This window comes from Bradyrhizobium sp. GCM10028915, assembly GCF_042666195.1.
In the GTDB taxonomy this organism is placed as follows: Bacteria; Pseudomonadota; Alphaproteobacteria; order Rhizobiales; family Xanthobacteraceae; genus Bradyrhizobium; species Bradyrhizobium canariense_D.
Genome location: NZ_JBHTFN010000021.1, coordinates 129,487 through 148,204 on the forward strand (window position 1 = coordinate 129,487; position 18,718 = coordinate 148,204).

The 18,718-nt window shown below is 62.9% G+C and carries 21 protein-coding genes and 1 other RNA gene; 8 read left to right on the forward strand and 14 right to left on the reverse strand.

The window, feature by feature from the left end:
• Positions 1-13: 13 nt before the first annotated feature.
• The 10 genes from ACFQX9_RS12445 to ACFQX9_RS12490 all read right to left on the reverse strand — a co-directional run bounded on the left by ACFQX9_RS12445 (position 14) and on the right by ACFQX9_RS12490 (position 8,065).
• Complete coding sequence (locus ACFQX9_RS12445) at positions 14-220, reverse strand: DUF2065 domain-containing protein (protein WP_018454337.1); 207 nt, start codon at positions 218-220, stop codon at positions 14-16.
• A gap of 71 nt (positions 221-291) precedes the next feature.
• Entirely contained in the window at positions 292-1,188 is an 897-nt protein-coding gene (gene hflC / locus ACFQX9_RS12450; RefSeq protein WP_018454336.1) for a protease modulator HflC, read from the reverse strand.
• A complete protein-coding gene (hflK, locus tag ACFQX9_RS12455; protein WP_007600977.1) occupies positions 1,185-2,321 on the reverse strand; it encodes an FtsH protease activity modulator HflK in 1,137 nt (378 codons plus the stop codon). The genes hflC and hflK overlap by 4 nt, the downstream gene beginning before the upstream one ends.
• A gap of 153 nt (positions 2,322-2,474) precedes the next feature.
• The gene (locus ACFQX9_RS12460; protein ID WP_018454335.1) at positions 2,475-2,984 is read right to left on the reverse strand and encodes a dihydrofolate reductase; all 510 of its coding nucleotides are present in this window, start codon (positions 2,982-2,984) and stop codon (positions 2,475-2,477) included.
• Positions 2,984-3,469 carry a GNAT family N-acetyltransferase gene (locus ACFQX9_RS12465; protein ID WP_018454334.1) on the reverse strand — a complete coding sequence of 162 codons (486 nt, stop codon included), beginning with the start codon at positions 3,467-3,469 and terminating at the stop codon, positions 2,984-2,986. The genes ACFQX9_RS12460 and ACFQX9_RS12465 overlap by 1 nt, the downstream gene beginning before the upstream one ends.
• Positions 3,470-3,474: 5 nt before the next feature.
• Positions 3,475-4,269, reverse strand: coding sequence for a thymidylate synthase (locus ACFQX9_RS12470; RefSeq protein ID WP_007613362.1), 795 nt, complete (start codon positions 4,267-4,269; stop codon positions 3,475-3,477).
• Positions 4,270-4,490: 221 nt separating this feature from the next.
• Positions 4,491-6,056, reverse strand: coding sequence for a tripartite tricarboxylate transporter permease (locus ACFQX9_RS12475; RefSeq protein WP_018454333.1), 1,566 nt, complete (start codon positions 6,054-6,056; stop codon positions 4,491-4,493).
• Positions 6,057-6,063: 7 nt separating this feature from the next.
• Positions 6,064-6,825, reverse strand: a complete 762-nt coding sequence (locus tag ACFQX9_RS12480) for a tripartite tricarboxylate transporter TctB family protein (protein WP_018454332.1) — start codon at positions 6,823-6,825, stop codon at positions 6,064-6,066.
• A gap of 95 nt (positions 6,826-6,920) precedes the next feature.
• Positions 6,921-7,451: a chromate transporter gene (locus tag ACFQX9_RS12485; protein WP_018454331.1), complete on the reverse strand. Its 531-nt coding sequence runs from the start codon at positions 7,449-7,451 to the stop codon at positions 6,921-6,923.
• The gene (locus ACFQX9_RS12490; RefSeq protein WP_018454330.1) at positions 7,448-8,065 is read right to left on the reverse strand and encodes a chromate transporter; all 618 of its coding nucleotides are present in this window, start codon (positions 8,063-8,065) and stop codon (positions 7,448-7,450) included. The genes ACFQX9_RS12485 and ACFQX9_RS12490 overlap by 4 nt, the downstream gene beginning before the upstream one ends.
• An 83-nt stretch (positions 8,066-8,148) precedes the next feature.
• On the opposite strand from ACFQX9_RS12490, the gene ssrA reads away from it, so the two are divergent.
• From ssrA to ACFQX9_RS12525, 7 genes are all read left to right on the forward strand, one after another.
• Positions 8,149-8,515: a transfer-messenger RNA gene (gene ssrA, locus ACFQX9_RS12495) on the forward strand.
• Between the two features lie 113 nt (positions 8,516-8,628).
• Positions 8,629-9,144, forward strand: coding sequence for an SspB family protein (locus tag ACFQX9_RS12500; RefSeq protein WP_018454329.1), 516 nt, complete (start codon positions 8,629-8,631; stop codon positions 9,142-9,144).
• Between the two features lie 108 nt (positions 9,145-9,252).
• Positions 9,253-10,698, forward strand: a complete 1,446-nt coding sequence (fumC, locus tag ACFQX9_RS12505; RefSeq protein ID WP_240543990.1) for a class II fumarate hydratase — start codon at positions 9,253-9,255, stop codon at positions 10,696-10,698.
• A gap of 276 nt (positions 10,699-10,974) precedes the next feature.
• A complete protein-coding gene (locus ACFQX9_RS12510) occupies positions 10,975-11,163 on the forward strand; it encodes a DUF4169 family protein (RefSeq protein WP_085350267.1) in 189 nt (62 codons plus the stop codon).
• Complete coding sequence (locus ACFQX9_RS12515; protein ID WP_018454326.1) at positions 11,160-11,414, forward strand: ribbon-helix-helix domain-containing protein; 255 nt, start codon at positions 11,160-11,162, stop codon at positions 11,412-11,414. The genes ACFQX9_RS12510 and ACFQX9_RS12515 overlap by 4 nt, the downstream gene beginning before the upstream one ends.
• Before the next feature lie 140 nt (positions 11,415-11,554).
• Entirely contained in the window at positions 11,555-11,830 is a 276-nt protein-coding gene (locus ACFQX9_RS12520) for a FeoA family protein (protein ID WP_018454325.1), read from the forward strand.
• A 20-nt stretch (positions 11,831-11,850) separates the two neighbouring features.
• Positions 11,851-13,722: a ferrous iron transporter B gene (locus tag ACFQX9_RS12525; protein ID WP_018454324.1), complete on the forward strand. Its 1,872-nt coding sequence runs from the start codon at positions 11,851-11,853 to the stop codon at positions 13,720-13,722.
• Between the two features lie 169 nt (positions 13,723-13,891).
• Here the strand turns inward: ACFQX9_RS12525 and ACFQX9_RS12530 are convergent, their stop codons facing one another.
• Both ACFQX9_RS12530 and ACFQX9_RS12535 read right to left on the reverse strand, forming a co-directional pair.
• Positions 13,892-15,553, reverse strand: a complete 1,662-nt coding sequence (locus tag ACFQX9_RS12530) for a hypothetical protein (RefSeq protein ID WP_018454323.1) — start codon at positions 15,551-15,553, stop codon at positions 13,892-13,894.
• A gap of 319 nt (positions 15,554-15,872) precedes the next feature.
• Positions 15,873-17,048 (reverse strand): ATP-binding protein, encoded by a 1,176-nt coding sequence (locus ACFQX9_RS12535; RefSeq protein ID WP_377788731.1) that lies wholly within the window; start codon positions 17,046-17,048, stop codon positions 15,873-15,875.
• 143 nt (positions 17,049-17,191) lie between these two features.
• Here ACFQX9_RS12535 and ACFQX9_RS12540 point away from each other — a divergent pair, with 143 nt between their 5' ends.
• Positions 17,192-17,689, forward strand: a complete 498-nt coding sequence (locus ACFQX9_RS12540) for a GNAT family N-acetyltransferase (protein WP_018454321.1) — start codon at positions 17,192-17,194, stop codon at positions 17,687-17,689.
• Positions 17,690-17,704: 15 nt separating this feature from the next.
• Here the strand turns inward: ACFQX9_RS12540 and ACFQX9_RS12545 are convergent, their stop codons facing one another.
• Both ACFQX9_RS12545 and ACFQX9_RS12550 read right to left on the reverse strand, forming a co-directional pair.
• Positions 17,705-18,190, reverse strand: coding sequence for a YkgB family protein (locus ACFQX9_RS12545; RefSeq protein ID WP_377788733.1), 486 nt, complete (start codon positions 18,188-18,190; stop codon positions 17,705-17,707).
• A gap of 270 nt (positions 18,191-18,460) precedes the next feature.
• Positions 18,461-18,703 (reverse strand): hypothetical protein, encoded by a 243-nt coding sequence (locus tag ACFQX9_RS12550; protein WP_018454319.1) that lies wholly within the window; start codon positions 18,701-18,703, stop codon positions 18,461-18,463.
• Positions 18,704-18,718: the final 15 nt, after the last annotated feature.

Genomic DNA, 18,718 nt, shown 5'->3' on the forward strand with positions numbered 1-18,718 from the left:
GTTGGTGCGACGGCTAAATTGGACGTCGCATAACCCAGATCAGGACCAGGCCGGCCACGGCCGAACCAATGCCGACCGCCCGCAGGACGTTATCCGGCGTGGCCATCGCGCTTTTCATGGCCTTGCGCATCCAGGCCGGACTTGCCGCGAACATCAAGCCTTCCAGCACGAACAGGATGCCCAAACCGATGAGGAAGTCGGCGAACGCAATGGACCTCATCGGATTGGAACCTCCCGTTGTGCTGTTCTTGTCTGGACGAAGGGCGGCCAGACTTGCCGCCCTTGTCTCACTTACGGCTTCGCTGGCGTCGTGGTCGCCGTCTTGCCGGACGGGTTACCAAAGAACCGGAAGAAATCCGAGTCCGGGCGCAGCAGGAAGCGGGTGTCGTTCGCGCGCAGCCCGGTCTCATAGGCCGCCATCGAACGGTAGAAGGCGAAGAAATCCGCGTCCTGGCCGTAGGCTTCGGCGAACAGACGGTTGCGCTCGGCATCGCCGACGCCGCGCGTCTGCTCGGCCAGCGACCTTGCATCCGCCTCGATCACGGTCGCCTCGCGGTCGGCCTTGGAGCGGATCTCCTGGGCCTTCTGGCCGCCCTGCGCGCGGAACTCGGCGGCTTCGCGCTCGCGTTCCGTCTTCATGCGCTGATAGACCGCCTGGCTGTTCTGCTCCGGCAGATCGGCGCGGCGGATCCGGACGTCGACGACCTGGATGCCGTAGCCGTCGGCCTCGTGGTCGAGCTGATCGCGGATGCGCTGCATCAGCTTCTCGCGGTCGTCGCGGACCACGTTGATGAAGGTGACCTCGCCGAGCACGCGGCGCAGCGCAGCGTTCAAGAGCGTGGTGAGCTGGATGTTGGCGGCCTGGATCGAGCCGATGCTCTGATAGAAGCGGAGCGCGTCCTTGATGCGGTAACGCGCGAAGGCGTCGACCACGAGCCGCTTCTGGTCGGACGCGATCGCTTCCTGCGACGGGTTCTCCAGATCGAGGATGCGCTTGTCGATGTTGATCACCGAATTCCACGGCGCCTTGAAGTGCAGGCCGGGAGCGGTAACGACATCGACGGGCTTGCCGAACTGCAGCACGATGGTCTGCTCGGTCTGCGCCACCGTGAACAGGGACATGTAGCCCACGATCACGACGAGCAGGAGGCCGAGCAGCGTGACGATACCTGTGACCGGAGATCTCATCGGTTGCCTCCGGTCGTCTGCTGGCCGGTTGCAGGCGGCCGCTTGGCCGTCAACTCGCTGAGCGGCAGATAAGGCACGACGCCCTGGCCCGACTGGCCGCCGTCATAAATGAGCTTTTCCGAACCGCCGAGCACGCGCTCCATCGTCTCCAGATAAATCCGTTCACGCGTCACGTCGGGCGCCTTCTTGTATTCCTCGTAAACCTTCAGGAAGCGCGAGCTCTGGCCCTTGGCCTCGGCGACGGTCTGCTCCCTGTAGCCTTCGGCGGCCTGCATGATCTGCGCCGCACGCCCGCGTGCCTGCGGCACGACCTGGTTGGCATACGTCTGCGCCTCGTTCTGCAGCTGCTCGAGATTGGCGCGCGCCGCCTGGACGTCGCGGAAGGCGTCGATCACCTGCGCCGGCGGGTCGACCTTCTGCATCTGCACCTGGCTGATCTGAATGCCGGCGCCGTAGCTGTCCAGGGTCTTCTGGATTAGTTCCTGCACGCCTTGTTCGGTAACGTTGCGCGCGCCGGTCAGGATCGGCTGGATCTGCGAGCGGCCGATCACCTCGCGCATCGCGCTCTCGGCGACCGCCTTCACGGTGCCTTCGGGATTCTGGATGTTGAAGAGGAAATCGCCGACGCCGTTGGGCTTGATGCGCCAGAGCACGGTGAAGTCGACGTCGACGATGTTCTCGTCGCCGGTCAGCATCAGGCTCTCTTCCGGCACGTCACGAATGGAGCGGCCGCGCCGCGCCGGGTCGTCGATCAGCGTCATGCCGATGGAGATGGTGGAAACGCGCAAGGCCTTTGGCAGCAGCACGGTCTCGATTGGATAGGGCAGATGGTAGTTCAGGCCGGGCTCCACGGTGCGGACATGCTTGCCGAAGCGCAGCACGACGCCGAGCTCTTCGGACTGCACCCGGAAGAAGCCCGACAGCAGCCAGAACGCGACGATGAGCAGCACGATCAGCGTGATGCCGATGCCGGAGAAATAGCCACCCGGCATGATCTGCTGGAGGCGATCCTGGCCGCGCCGCAGAAGATCTTCCAGATCCGGCGGCCTTGGCCCGACCGGTTGCGGGCCGTTGCCCCATGGTCCCTTCGGACCCGAGCCCCATGGGCCACCGCCCTGATTCTTCCACGGCATTCGACGCTCTCCTCGGCAGGGTGAAATTGCCCCCGCCCGCTTTGTCCGGTCCGGCTTTATAGGGGACAGGCAGGTCCCTTACAACGCAGCCCTCGCCGCCCTCCGAGCTAAGCTTGGGGGCAGAAAAGTCAATGTTAACATTGGCAAATGCGGTTAATGGCCTGCCCGCCGACGATATGTCACATAGGAGTAGTCGGCGCTGTCGTGGGGTCCGGCAGGATGACGGATGCGTTCAACCTCATCCCACTCTGCCCTGTCGATGTCGAAATGCGTGTCGCCTTCGGGCCGGGCATGCACTTCGGTGATCTCGAGGCGATCGGCGCGATCGAGCCATTGCCGAAAGATTTCGGCGCCGCCAATCACGGCGATCTCGGCGACCGAACGCCGCAGGGCATCGCCGCGCGCGATGGCGTCTGCGGCGGCAGTCGATGTCGTCACGATGGCGCCGGCGGCGCGATAATCCGCATCGCGCGTGACGACGATGTTGGTGCGGCCGGGAAGCGGCCGGGGCAGGGATTCGAAGGTCCTGCGGCCCATGATCACGGGCTTGCCGATCGTGAGCGCCTTGAAGCGCGCCATGTCGGATTTCATTCGCCACGGCATTGCGTTGCCGGCCCCGATGACGCCGTTCTCCGCGATCGCGACGACGAAGACGATCTCCATCAGGTCGCGCTCCCGGCAAGCCGCGTCAGCGCCGGACCGGTGACGCGGCACAGCGTCCAGTCCTCCAGCATGATGGCACCGAGCGATTTGTAGAACGCGATCGACGGCGCGTTCCAGTCAAGCACCGCCCATTGCAGCCGCGACCAGCCGTTCTCGACGCATTCCCTGGCGAGGTGCACGAGCAGAGCCTTGCCGAGGCCCCTGCCCCGATGCGATGGCCGCACATACAAATCTTCGAGATAGATGCCGTGGCGGCCGCTGAACGTCGAAAAATTCGCAAACCACACCGCGAAGCCGACCGGCTCGCCGTTCCACTCGGCGAGAGCGCAATGGAGTTGCGGTCGTTCGCCGAACAGTGCGTCGGCGATGTCAGCCTCGGTCGCCTCGACCTCGTGCGAAAGTTTTTCGTACTCGGCGAGCTCGCGGATGAAAGCGAGAACCAGCCCGGCCTCACCGGGACGCACACGGCGGATGTTGAGCTGCATCGACTTCAGACCGCGACCGCGGCCTTGATGTGCGGATGCGGATCGTAGCCGACGAGCTCGAAGTCCTCGTAACGGAAGGAGAAGATGTCCTTCACGTCGGGGTTGATCCGCATCACCGGCAGCGCGCGCGGTGCGCGCGTGAGCTGGAGCTTCGCCTGCTCCAGATGGTTGGAATAGAGATGGGTGTCACCGAACGAATGCACGAAGTCGCCGGGCTTCAAGCCCGTGACCTGCGCCACCATCATGGTGAGCAGTGCGTAGGAGGCGATGTTGAAGGGGACGCCGAGGAACACGTCGGCCGAACGCTGATAGAGCTGGCACGACAGCTTGCCGTTGGCGACATAGAACTGGAACAGGCAGTGGCACGGCGGCAACGCCATCTTGTCGACCTCGGCCGGATTCCAGGCCGAGACGATCAGGCGGCGCGAGTCCGGGTTGCGCTTGATCATGTCGATCACATTCGCGATCTGATCGATGCTGCGTCCGTCCGGCGCGGGCCAGGAGCGCCACTGGTGGCCGTAGACGGGGCCAAGATCGCCGTTGGCGTCGGCCCACTCGTCCCAGATGGTGACGCCGTTGTCGCGCAGATATTTGATGTTGGTATCGCCTTTCAGGAACCACAACAGTTCGTGCACGATCGCCTTCAGCGGCAGGCGCTTTGTCGTCAGCATCGGAAAACCGGCGGACAGGTTGAAGCGCATCTGATGGCCGAACACCGACAGCGTGCCGGTGCCGGTCCGGTCGGTCTTTTCGGCGCCGTCTGAAAGAATCCGCTCGAGCAGGTCCTGATACTGGTGCATGTGCGTGAGCCTTTGGGGAGGCGGCGAACTTAGCGGCCGCCCCCGCGCTGCGACAGCGGCGATTCGCCATCCATGCGCATTATACCCGGAAAAGTGAGCGCTCCCGGTGCAAACGACAAGGGGCGGAACTCAGCGTCCCGCCCCTTGTCTATCAGATTGATCCTGCTGGCCAACTTGCCGGCTTGGGTTCGGGTCACGGCGCGCCGACGCTGGCGGCGCCCCTAGTTTTCGGATTCGGTGAACACCTCGTCGCGCTTGGCACGCAACGCCGGCAGCACCGTGAGCACCAGGAGGAAAGCGGCGATGCCGAGCAGCACGGCCGACAGCGGACGCGTCAGGAACACGCTCCAGTCGCCGCGCGAGATCAGCAGCGCGCGGCGCAGGTTCTCTTCCATCAGCGGTCCGAGCACCATGCCGAGCAGCAGCGGCGCCGGCTCGAAATCGTGCTTGATCAGCCAGTAGCCGACCAGACCGAACACGCCTGCCAGGATGACGTCGACCGGCGCGTTGTTCACCGAGTAGATGCCGATCGCGCAGAAGATCACGATCGAGGGGAACATCAGCCGGTAAGGGACGCGCAACAGCCGCACCCAGATTCCGACCAGCGGCAGGTTGATGATGATCAGCATCAGATTGCCAATCCACATCGAGGCGATCATGCCCCAAACCAGCTCCGGCTGCTTCTGCATCACCTGCGGACCGGGCACGATGCCGTGGATGGTCATCGCGCCCACCATCAGCGCCATCACGGCATTGGGCGGGATGCCGAGTGTCAGCAGCGGGATGAAGGAGGTCTGCGCCGCGGCATTGTTGGCGCTTTCCGGCGCCGCCACGCCTTCGATCGCACCGCGGCCGAACCGCGACGGGTTCTTGGCGATCTTCTTCTCGAGCGTGTAGGACGCAAAGGACGCGATGACCGCGCCGCCGCCCGGCAGGATACCGAGGATCGATCCGAGCACGGTGCCGCGCAGGATCGCAGGCGCCGAGTCGATCAGGTCTTTCCTGGTCGGCATCAGGCCGGTGATCTTCTGCTGCACGAGGTCGCGGTTCATCTCGGCGCCGGCGTCGAGGTTGCGGATGATCTCGGCGAAGCCGAACACGCCCATCGCCACCGTCGCAAAGCCGAGACCGTCGGCAAGCTCCGGAATGTTGAACGCCATGCGCGAGGCGCCGGTCTCGATGTCGGAGCCGACCATCGACAGCATCAGGCCGAACACGATCATCGCGATCGCTTTCAGGACCGAGCCCTTGGCCAGCACCACCGCAAAGATCAGGCCGAGCACCATCAGCGAGAAATATTCCGCCGGGCCGAACGCCAGAGCGAGCTTGGTCAGCGGCGCACCGAGCACGGCGATGAGCACGGTCGCAACGCATCCGGCGAAGAACGAGCCGATCGCCGCGATCGCCAGCGCCGGGCCGGCACGGCCTTGCTTCGCCATCTGGTGACCGTCGATGGCGGTAACGACCGACGTCGCCTCACCGGGAATATTGACCAGGATCGAGGTGGTGGAGCCGCCGTACTGGGCACCATAATAGATGCCGGCGAGCATGATCAGCGCGCCGACCGGCGGCAATCCGAACGTGATCGGCAGGAGCATCGCCACGGTTGCGACGGTGCCGATACCGGGCAGCACGCCGACCAGTGTGCCAACCAATGCGCCAATCAGGCACATGAGAATATTGATCGAGATCGGGAGCGACAGACCGTAGAGCCACCAGGGTGACCACCAGGAGATCTGAAACACCACACCGAAACCAAGGCCCAGATTGTGGAAGAGATCGAACATCACACCCTCACTGAACCAGGAAGCGCGGGAACATCGGCATCGGCAGGCCTAGCACGTAGGGGAAGAGCAGCGCGCAGCCGAGCGTCAGGCAGGCGCCGACAATGAGCGCTTCGACCCAGCGTGTCTCATGCGTACCCATCGCCGCGATCATGAAGCTTGCGAACGCCGTTACCACCACCCCAAGCGGACGAATCGCCAGCGCGAAGAAGACGATCGAGAACATCACGAAGAGCGGCCCACGCCAGGCATAGTGCGCCATGCTGGGCCCGTCGGTCAGCAGCCCCGTCAACGCGATGCCGGCGCCAAGTGCGACGAGGAGCCCGCCAAACATCCGCGGCGCCGTGCCGGCGCCAAAGGAGAAGCCCCGCATCCCCTGCAAATCGCTAGAGGCCCACAGTGCGAACAAGGCGAGCGCCATCAGCACGATTCCGCCGACATAGTCCTGCGCGGACCTGATCGTCATGAAGAACGTGAGAATCGCCACCGCAAAGATCGGATAGGAATAGATCAGCGCCAGCAGCACATCGGATGACGCCTTCTTGGTGTCACCGCCGACCGCCCCGAGCAACGCGCCGGGCGCCCCCGCGAGCAGCGCAGTCGCGTGGCTGATGACGACGGCGGCCGGCCCGCGTCCAGCGCCCCAGCCAAAGATCGTCCCGAACGACCAGATGAATTCGAAAATCTGCGGCGCTATGGCCAGCAGACAAAAGCTGATCACCACCGAGGTGTTTCGGTTGGCTGTCGCCGAGTGGCCCATCGTATCGGCCATGCATGTCTCCTCCGCGACCCGTAAGCCACGAGCACTGTTGTTCTAATCGGCTGGAAATCGATGCCCCCGCCCGGATCCCTGCCTAGCCATTTTCATTACACAATGCCAGCAAAACCCAACAAGCCCCCGACGAGCAAAATCCATAGTGGATTGATGCGCGAGACGGATGCGACCACTGCAACCGTCGCGGTCAGAAGCAGCGCAGCAAGCGTACGATCGGTCGACTCGGCGAGGATCAGGGCGCTCGCCGCCATCAGGCCGATCGAGAGCGGAACCAGTGCAGCCTGGATCAGCCCGGGCCAGCGCGATTGGTTCGGCCGGTTGAGGAGCCGGCTGACATAATAGGCAAGCAACGCGGTGGGCAGGCACATGGCCAAAGTCGCCGCCAGGGCGCCGGGGATGCCGGCGACAGCATAGCCGATCAACGTGACGATAAGCACATTCGGACCTGGTGAGAGCTGCGCGATCGCATAGGCATCGGCGAACTGCTTGTCGGTCATCCAGTGATGCACATCGACCGCGATGCGGTGCATCTCGGGCACCGCCGCCGCGGCACCGCCGACCGCGAACAGCGACATCAGACCGAAGGTCGAGATCAGCCCCCAGATCGGGTTCTCCGCGTTCATGCTGCTACCTTCCGCCGCATCAGGAAAGTGGCGCCGACGCTGACGGGGATCGCGACCAAAAGCACGGCCTGGAGCGGCAGGCGAAGGACGCCGATGGCGAGGAACACGCCCAGCATCAGGATGAGCGCCAAGGCGTCCAGCCGCTTGAGCAGCGGCGTCATCATCCGGAAGACCACCGCGATCAAGAGGCCGACGGCCGCACAGGAAATGCCCGCGAGGATGCGGCGCAGCACGTCCACATCGCCGAACCGGGCGTAGATGATCGCGAGCACCGTCATGATCAGCGTGGGCGGCAGCAACAGCCCTGCAAAGGCGGCAATGCCGCCGGCGATCCCGCGCAGCCGCGCGCCGAACACCATCGAGAGATTGACGATGTTGGGCCCGGGCAGGAAATGGCAGAGCGCAAAAGTCTCGTTGAACTCGTCCGCCGTCATCCAGCGGTGCTGCTCGACGATGGCCTGCCGGGCGAATACCAAAACCCCTCCGAAGCCCGCCAGCGACATCCTGGCGAAGGCGAGGAACAGCGCGAGCAAGCCCGGCGGAACGGCGCTGGTGGCTGGACCGTCCGGCTCTTGAACTGGTTGTTGGGCGACCGGTGCGGAATCCTCGGACATGTCAGGAGCTTAGAACGCCGGTCGGCAGGCGGCCAAGCCTGCCGGGAACCTATCCAGAGGGAACCTCGGAATGATCGCTCGAAACACCTGTTCTTTGAAACGTTTGCCCCTATATTGGGAGTGCCGGTTCGCCGGCTATGGAAATAAACGGTCGTCGCAATAAACCATTCGGACCCGGGGGCGGTACCCGGCGCCTCCACCAAAGCCCACCAGCGGGCTGGCCCTGAAAGCGGGCTTTGGCGGGGGCGAAATAGGATCGACGAGGGCGTAAAGGGCGTTCTTTTTCCCGGTATTGTTCCGCCGTTATCGGGCTATGCAATAGTTGCCAACGACAACTTTGCTCCGGTTGCTCAGGCTGCGTAACGCAGTTTGAAAGACCATTCTGAAGTCCTAACGGGTTAAGCTCCGTTAGGCGGGGTTCGGAGGCACCTGGCAACAGAAGCCTCCACTTACCTCTTATTTCCTACCCGCGGGGACTCCTGCTGACCCGTCAGGCGCGGTACTATTGCGGCTTGGCGAGTCGGGCCGGCAGGGCCCAGCTCCTGGAATGCAACAGGACCACCATGGCGACCGATCATATCCGATACGATGTGCTGGCCCGCGACGCGCTGCGCGGCGTGTTGCGCAAGGTGCTGACCGACGCCGCGTCCCAGGGACTACCCGGCGAGCATCATTTCTTCATCACCTTCGTCTCGAAGGCCGAGGGCGTGAAGCTGTCGTCCCGGCTGCTGGCCCAATATCCAGAAGAAATGACGATCATCCTGCAGCATCAGTTCTGGGATTTGACCGTGCTCGAGGACCGCTTCGAGGTCGGCCTGTCTTTCGGCGGCATTCCGGAGCGGCTGATCGTGCCGTTCAGCGCCATCAAGAGCTTCCTTGATCCGTCCGTGAAATTCGGCCTCCAGTTCGACACCTCCGATGTCGCCGACGTCTCGGCCGAGACCTTGCCGGCCGCTCCCGCCCCGTCCGCGGTCGCGGTGGCCCCTGCCACTGACCCTGCGGAAGGCACTGAGGAGCCGGCGGCTCCGAACCAGGGCGGCGCCGAAGTCGTGCGATTGGATCGTTTCCGCAAGAAATGATCTAGATCGGGTCGGCGCCCGTCGCAGGCGGCCAAACTCCCTATATTCCCTATATAGAGGCACATGATGAGGCCGCGCGGCATTTCGCGCGGCGGAATGGATGTGCTCATGGCCAAAACTTCCCTCTCGAAGACTTCCCCCTCGAAGACCGACGGCTCCTCGCGCCCGGCGACCCGCACCGAGACCGACAGCTTCGGCCCGATCGAGGTCCTCGCCGATCGTTATTGGGGCGCGCAGACCGAACGCTCGCGCCAGAATTTTCGCATCGGCATCGATCGCATGCCGATCTCGCTCGTGCATGCGCTCGGCATCGTCAAGCTCGCCGCAGCGCAGTCCAACCAGGAGCTCGGTTTGCTCGACCAGCGCCGCGCCAACGCCATCATCCGCGCTGCGCGCGAGGTGATCGAGGGCAAGCTGGACGATCATTTTCCGCTGGTGGTGTGGCAGACCGGCTCGGGCACCCAGAGCAACATGAATCTCAACGAGGTCATCGCCAACCGCGCCAATGAGATCCTGGGCGGCGAGCTTGGCGCCAAGAAGCCGGTGCATCCCAACGATCACGTCAACATGAGCCAGTCGTCGAACGACTCGTTCCCGACCGCGATGCATATCGCGGCGGCAAGCCGCATTACCGCCGATCTGGTCCCTGCCCTTGGCGAATTGCTGCGTGCACTGCGCAAGAAGGAGAAGGAGTTCGCAAAGATCGTCAAGATCGGCCGCACCCACACCCAGGACGCGACGCCGCTGACGCTCGGTCAGGAATTTTCCGGCTATGCCGCGCAGGTCGAAAGCGGCATCGCCCGGCTCAAGGTCGCGGTGAGGGAGCTCTATCCGCTGGCGCAAGGCGGCACCGCCGTCGGCACCGGCCTCAATTCGAAGCCGCGCTTTGCAAAACTGTTCGCAAAGCACGTTGCCGGGATTACGAAGCTACCCTTCACCAGCGCGGCCAACAAATTCGAGGCGCTGGCTTCGAACGACGCCTATGTATCGGCGCACGGCGCCATCAATTCGGTCGCGACAGGCCTGTTCAAGATCGCCAACGACATCCGCCTGCTCGGATCGGGTCCGCGTTCGGGCCTCGGCGAACTCATGCTGCCGGAGAACGAGCCGGGCTCCTCGATCATGCCGGGCAAGGTCAATCCGACGCAGTGCGAGGCGATGACGATGGTGTGCTGCCAGGTGTTCGGCAATCACACCGCGATCACGGTCGCCGGCAGCCAGGGCCATTTCGAGCTCAACGTCTATAAGCCCGTACTGGCCTACAACATGCTGCACTCGATCCGGCTGATGGCGGACGCCGCGCGCTCCTTCACCGAGCATTGCGTCAGCGGCATCCGCGCCGACGAGAAGCGCATCAAGGAACTGATGCAGCGCTCGCTGATGCTGGTGACGGCGCTCGCCCCCAAGATCGGCTACGACAACGCGGCCAAGGTGGCCAAGACGGCGCATGCCAACGGCACCACCCTGAAGGAAGAGGCGCTGCGGCTTGGCTTCGTCTCAAGCGAGGAATTCGACCGCCTGGTGCGCCCCGAGAAGATGACCAGCCCGGGATAAATTCCGAATTCCGATAGCCATCCGTAATGATACGGAGCCCCTAGCTCCATTAAATGTAGGGCTTAAAGGACGGGATTTGATTACCGTCAATGTCGCGGCGGGATCGCGTGTTACGCAGCCCCTCCGCCCCCACGGGGCGGAATTCATCGTTTGATGGCCCAAGGGTCGATTGACGAGGACAAGCGAATGGCGATCAAGTCTCATCGGGCGCAATTCGGCGCACAGTTTCTGAATGTTTCATCCTGCCCACGGAGGATCGGATGATGGAGACGCGACATGGCGAACGTCATCAACCTGAATCGTTTCCGGAAGCGCGCCGAGCGGGAAGCCACGGCGAAGCAGGCGGACGCCAACCGAACGAAGTTCGGCCGCACGAAGGCGGAGCGGTCGGCGGAGGAGACGCGCGCGGATCAGGCGAAGACGCACCTGGACCAGCACCGGATCGATCGCGAGGAGCAGCCATGAAGTCGCCCGTCGTGAAACGGTCGATCGTCGTCGCCGGCCACAAGACCAGTGTCAGCCTGGAAGAGGCGTTCTGGAACGGCATGAAGGAGATCTCGGGCCTGCGCAACATGACGCTGTCCGAGCTGGTCGGCGAGATCGACAGCAACCGCCAGCAGGGCAATCTGTCCTCGGCGATCCGCCTGTTCGTGCTCGACTACTTCAAGAGCCGCGCCATGGCCGCTATCCAGGCGGAAAAGGTCCCGGCCCAGTAGCCGTCTTTGCGCCGGTCCTTGGCGCCGATCCTGGCGCCGATCGCCTCTGTCACGAAGCTGGTACTTTAAAATCACTCTAAGGTGCAGTTCCAGCCACCGAGCGCGCTTGACCTCGATGCCCTGCGTTGAAAATACAGGGCATGACCGACATCCATGATACGCGTCCGCAGATGCCGTTGGGCCTGGCCCAGCGCGGCTATACCGGCGTCATCCAGCACCTTTCCCCCAAGGACGCAGGCTCGGCACTCTCGGACATCGAACTCGAGAGTCGGCTGATCGAGCTCGGCTTCGTCGAGGGCGCGCGGGTCGAGATCCTGCACGAGGGGTTGGTCGGCCGCGACCCGATCGCCGTGCGGGTCGACAGCATCACCATCGCGGTCCGCCGTCGCGAAGCCATGGCCATTATCGTCGCCTGAAGCGACCGGACCCCAATTCCATGGAAGCACCCCTGCTGCATCTCGCCCTGGTCGGCACGCCAAACAGCGGCAAGACCTCGCTGTTCAATGCGCTGACCGGCAGCCGGCAGAAGGTCGCGAACTATCCCGGCGTCACCGTCGAGCGCAAGGAAGGCTTCTTCGTCACGCCCTTGGGGCGCCAGGTCTCCGTGGTCGACCTGCCGGGCACCTATTCGCTGCGCGGACGGAGCCCGGACGAGGAGATCACCCGGGACTTCGTGCTCGGCAAGGCCACCGGCGAGATCGTGCCCGACCTCGTGCTGTGCGTGGCGGACTCGACCAATCTGCGCCTGACCATCCGCCTGCTGCTGGAGCTCAAGCGCACCGGCCGGCCGATGATCCTCGTGCTCAACATGTTCGACATCGCGACCCGCCGCGGCATCACTGTCGACGTCGAGCGGCTCGCCAAGGAGCTCGGCGTGCCCGTGGTCACCTCGATCGCGGTGCGCAAGGGCGGCACGGCCGACCTGCTGTCGCTGACCGACGAGATTTCGGCAAAGCTCGCCGCCGAGCCGGGAGAGAACAATTGGCGGGCGCTCAGCGTGGCCGACTTGCGCGCCACCCAGCGCGAAGCCGACCGCATCATCGCCGACTGCGTCAGCCTGCCCAGCCGGCCCGACACCTGGACGGCGCGGATCGACGCGGTCGTGCTGCATCCCGTCGGGGGGCTGATCGTGCTCGCGGCGATCCTGTTCGTGATGTTCCAGGCGGTGTTCGCCTGGGCGCAGCCGCTGATGGAGTTGCTCAATTCCGGCTTCGACTCCCTCGGCGAGTTCGTGCACGCGACCTTACCCGCAGGCCTGCTGCAGAGCTTCCTTCAGAACGGCGTGATCTCAGGCGTCGGCAGCGTCATCGTGTTCCTGCCGCAGATCATCATCATCTTCCTGTTTATCCTGCTGCTGGAAGATTTCGGCTACATGGCGCGCGCCGCGTTCCTGATGGACCGCATCATGGGCGGCGCCGGCCTGCACGGCCGCGCCTTCATTCCGCTGCTGTCGAGCTTCGCCTGCGCCATCCCCGGCATCATGGCGACGCGCGTGATCGACAACAAGCGCGACCGGCTGACCACGATCCTGATCGCGCCGCTGATGACCTGCTCGGCGCGCATTCCCGTCTACACGCTGATCATCTCCGCCTTCATTCCGGCCAAAGACGTCTGGGGCTTCATCAACCTCCAGGGCCTCGTGATGTTCGGCCTCTACGCTGCCGGCATCATCAGCGCGCTGCTGGTCTCGTTTCTCATCAAATTCTTCATGCTGCGCGACTATGCGCCGGCGCCGTTCATGCTGGAGCTGCCGGACTACAAGATGCCGCGGCTGAAATCGATCGCGATCGGCGTCTACACGCGGGCCAAGATGTTCCTGCACCGCGCCGGCACCACGATCTTCTCGATGATGGTGCTGATCTGGTTCCTGGCCTCGTTCCCGCAGCCGCCCGCAGGCGCAACCGAACCGGCGATCGATTTCAGCCTCGCTGCGATCATCGGGAAGGCACTCGAGCCGCTGCTGGCGCCGGTCGGCTTCAATTGGCAGATCGCGGTCGCGCTGATCCCCGGCATGGCGGCGCGCGAGGTCGCGGTCGCGGCGCTCGGCACCGTCTATGCGATCGAAGGCGGCAAGGAAGCGGCCGAGCAGATCGGCCAGGTGCTGGCGACGAAATGGTCGCTCGCGACCGCGCTGTCGATGCTTGCCTGGTACATCTTTGCCCCGCAATGCGCATCGACGCTGGCCGTGATCCGGCGCGAGACCGGAAGCTGGACCTGGATGGCCGTCACCTTCTTCTACATGCTGGTGCTGGCCTATGCCGCGAGCCTTCTGACCTACAATGTCGCGGTCGCGTTCGGGGCGGGGTAGGCCCCAAACAAAAAACTGCGAAAACAACCCCATGCACAGTAGACGGGTGTTGTGAAATCAATGACTTACAGTTGTGCGAAAATCGTCCGGCCGCAGGGCCGCGCCAGTTGCTCCGTCGGGCAAAACAGGAGCATGATGCCATCATCGCCACGACCGACCATATCTGGCGTCAAGCCGGTTTATGCGCCAGCACCGTTCCAATCCGCTCCTTCTTGAGCGCGAACTGCGCGGCCAATGCGAGGCCGAATGCCAGACAGAACGTCGTCCCAGCCGCAATGAAGCGCAGCTTATTGGTTTCCCAGATGGCCCCCTCCTGTGCCATCAGCGACAGCAGTTGGGGCAGAAGCAAGAACACATTGGTTGCCGCAAAGCCGAAGCAATTGAACAGTCGCCACGCGACCGTTCGCATCGAATTGTCGATGTCCGGCAGATCGGAGCAGCTCTGCCTGTCGAGATAGTACGAAATATAGACTGTCACGAGCGCCGGCCCGAGGCCCCACCGCAACATCGCAAAGTAAAGGCTGGCAAGGGACATTTCCCGCAAATTGCCCTCGCCAAAGTTATGCACGGCCAACGTCAGACCAGCGGGCCCTACGGCGAGCGCGACCAGGAAGCTCCAGCAATAAGTGGTGAGGTGGGACTGATCTGAATCGCTTCCCAGAGACGACATCGCAAATCGAAGCAAGAGAACGACGACGATTGCCAATCCATAATTGCAAAGCGAATACATGACCCATGCAATGGAGCGATTGGGGTCCTGCGCCCAGACGACGCCTCTGCCTTGCAGCACGTCATAAATCACGGCCGAAATGGTCACGCCCAGATAAACGGAGCAGATCAAGGCAATGATATAGACGATCCAGTACCGTAGCGGATTGTCGTGAATGGGCGCATCGATTTCGATGCCGAATTTGCTGGCCTCGTTGCGCAGGTCGATGCGGGAGCCGTTGCGATAGATCAGGTAACACGCGACAAGCCGGGCAAATCGGTTGTAGAGGTCCTTGATCAGTTGCGTGGCCTGGGGCGCAGCAAGGCCCGTCAACGTCCCAGCCTTCCACTGGCTCATCGTCGGCGCCCCCTGCTGGAAGTCTGCCATCAGCTTGTCGAAACCAAAGCTGTCCTCGGTGAAGAAGGTGGCGTCATCTCCGGTGTCGCGTCCCTGCGTCAGCCACCATTTCATGTAACAGATTTCCGCCCACATCCGATCCGGGGTGTTCGGATCCTTGCGGAAGTCCTGATCGACGACATCTGGAGAATTCGCGATGACTTTCGAGAGCACCTCCTGCGGCACACGCAGCGAAAAGCGGATTTGCGCCATGATCTGCTTCGCGAGCTGAGGCACGCTGATCCAGCTCTGGATCACATCGCGCACCATCAGCAGGACGTTCCATTGAGCCTCCTTCGTCAGGAGGAACAGATACACGATCCCCATTGCGGCGACGACGGTCAGGTACGGAGCAGACTGACTTTTCGCAGCCTCTATGAAGGCTACTGGAAATGCAGGAACCAGCGGCGCCAGGGCAATGACGTCGCGGTTCTCATGGATGAGAAGAAGGAAGAAGCCGCATGAGAATACGACAAAGATGAACCCGCCCAATCGATACTGCTGCCGGGTCGTCATGTATCGCGGGAAAGTCGGGACTTCGGCAATGTTGACCGCGCGGCCAAAAGCCTGCCAGGCCAACCGGCCTGCCACCACCAGGCCCAACAACGTGATGGACCAGCGCACCAGCGAAGGAACCAGGTCGGACGCGGCGTCACGGACCTGATCTGCGGAGGCTTGTGTCGATAGTAAAATGGAAATGACAATTCCCAACACGATGCTAGCCATAGCCTGAACTCCCTCTTGAGCGAGATAGTTCGAACGGGCCGCTCTACGCGGAATTAGGCGTACCGTAAATCCGGAGCGACCACGTGTGTGTGAACCAATTCACATCCTCTGGACGTTTTCGTGCAGCTCTCTCTCTGAAGAGGCACAATGCCTTGCCCGCAAGAAAATCGCCGGACCGCATCCGGAAAGAGCCTCGCACAATCAGCGCTATCAGCTGTTCGCCGGTTGCACCGTCGCGCAAAACAGGCGCATGATGGTATTGTCGGAGAATTGGCGCGACGCTTCGTGACGGCAAGCTAGGCCGGCGTAGCACGCCTTCTCAGCCGCGGGCCGGGCTCGCCGGAAACGTCGCGGTGAACACCGTTTCATCTCGCATCGACGACGCGACGATCAACCCGCCATGGGCGCGCGCGATCTCTTGGGCAATGTACAGTCCGAGCCCAAGCCCTTTCTGGTTCGGCAGAACGTCACCGCGATCGAACGCAGTGAAAAGGCGCGGGATCGCATCAGCCGGAATTGGCGCGCCTTTGTTGGCAACGCTGAGATCAAAGCCAGCGCCGGTCGTCTGCGCCAGCACCCTGATCGGCTTGTCGGCGGCGCCATAGGAAATCGCGTTGCCGAGAAGATTGGACAGCATCTGACCTATGCGGTCGGCGTCGATTCTCACAGGTCCCGGAACGTTGACGACCGTTTCGATGACGCGATCCGGGTGCACGTTCTCGAACTCCGCGACGATTTGCCTGATGACAGGCTCGAGTGGCTGTTCTTTCAACTTGAGCTGCATCCCGGCGCCGAGCCGCGCGCGGGCGAAGTCCATGACATTGTCGATCAGGCCCGCCATCCGGCCCACGCTTCCCTGCAGGAGGTTGATCCAGTTCTTCCCCTCGTCATCGACCTTCTTGTTCAGAAGCCGCAGGCCGCCCTGGATCGAGGCAAGAGGGTTTCGGAGGTCGTGACCGAGCACGGCGATGAACTGCTCGCGCAGTTCCGCATTGCGTTGTTCCAGCGCGAGCCTGTTCTCGATCAGTTCGACGCGCTCGGCCGCGTCGAGATGAGACGCGATCAGCTCGGCAAAAAGCTTGAACATGCCGATGACTTCGGGAGTCCGAAGCTTGCGCGGCTTCGGATCGATCGCACAAAGAGTTCCGAAGAATGAACCGTCGGGCAGAATGATCGGCACGGAGATGTAGCTTTGGAAGCCATATTGTGCAGGCGTGTGATGCTTGCAGTAGCCGGCGTCTTTGCTGACATTCTCGATGACGACCGCCTCGCGGCTCTGCCGGATCTCATGGCAGATCGTGGTCTCGACCTTGAGCTCGTCACCGGGTTTCAGCCCGAACGCAAGTTCGTCACGCGAGGCACATGTGATCCACCTGTCCTCGGTGACGCGGGCAACGGCCGTAACCCCCATGCCGGTGGTCCGGCTGACCACGTCGAGGATGGTCGAGACCGCAGCGATCCCGCTGATCTTGGCTATGTCGCGCTCGAAATCCATTGCCACTCCGCTTGGGAACATTCGCCCCGGGCCGGCCGCCCAACTGAAAGCGCGTCCTTGCAACGGTGAAAAGCACTGCCAGCCAAGTCATTCCGCGTCAATGTTACTCGACGCCCCACCTCGGAAGCGGCTATCTGTTCCCAATGGAACATTTCAGAACGGCGAGGCTCAGCGCCGAAAGGCTTCGTGAAAATCATCTCGCCGACCTCGTCGCGTTGCATCTCGATGCCGAGGTTTCGCGCTATCTCGGCGGCGTCCGTTCGGCGGAGAAGACGAAGACCTATCTCGACGCCAATATGGCGCATTGGGATCAGCATGGCTTCGGTCTGTGGGTGCTGCGAACGAAAGACGGGGCATTCGCCGGGCGAGCGGGCATCAGGCATATCCTCGTGGACGATGTCGACGAGATCGAGATTGCCTACGCGTTCAAGCGCGAATTCTGGGGCCGTGGCCTTGCAAGCGAGACCGCGACCGCACTCACCGATATTGGACTGTTACACCATGAGCTGCCGTCCCTCATTGGCCTGGTCTATGTCGGCAATGGCGCATCGCGCCGAGTTCTGGAGAAGTCCAACTATCTCCTCGAGCGAACCACGTTCCGTCACGGCGAGAACGGCGTCCTCTACCGGATCCGGCGGTGAGAGACGGCCTGACGATCACCCGGTGCGCAGCCGGACAACCGATTGCGGCAGGGAGGCCAGAAACAACACCGCGCAAACGCACAGCAGGACGATGTCCTTGAACAGAAATTCGCCGGTCAGATTCCACGCCATCGGATCGGATGAAAGGCTCCATTTGACCACACCGGGCGTCGTGAAGAAGAACGACCAGCTGATCGCAAAGGTCACCATGCCCATGAATGAACCGAGGGCGGACGAAACCGGGCTGAAGCTGCCTGCCGCGAGCAGCGCCGCAATCACGAATTCAGCGACACCGAGGACATAGGCCTCTCCCCTCAGGCCGAACACCGACAGCCAGGAGATGAACGGGCTGTTGCTGATGAACTGCGCGATGCCCTGCGCAGATTGCGGCGTGAATTTCTGCATGCCAAACGATACGAAGATGATCACCATGACCCAGCGCAGAATGGCAAGAGGACGATAGGAACCGCCCCCGACCTCAGCGACGTTGAACTCTTTCATCCGACCATGTCTCCCCGGTTTCACATCCATCAGCTCTGCGAGACTACGCTCGCTGAAGGCTGTACGAAGGGGAGCTTCGGTCGTTACCCGCGTCGGCCGGTTCCGGAGATCACAGCTGCGTGCGATGCGCGTGTTCGCGGGATGGCCGCCCGGTCTGGGGCTGTCGGCGCGTTAATGTGCCGTTGAAGGAGCGACGGCGGTGCCCTGCGCTCGCAATGACGGTGTGGAAACAGCCGCTATCGCGCGGATGGAGCGGACGCCCGCGGAGTCTTACCTGAAATACCCGAGCACGAGATCGACATCCGCGCTGCCGGCCGCCGTGCCGTTCAGCTCGGCGTCGATGACGCGGCGGCAAGCCTCGATCGCGGCATGGTCGCCGAGGTCGTTGGCGGCTTCCAGCACGAGCCATGCCGCATCGACCGAGGCCTGGTCCGCTGCTCCGCCGCCGATCTCGCCGGCTGCGGCGTTGTTGAGGTTCTTCTTGCGAACTGCGGTGCCGAATTGAGGCAACATTGAAAATACTCCCTG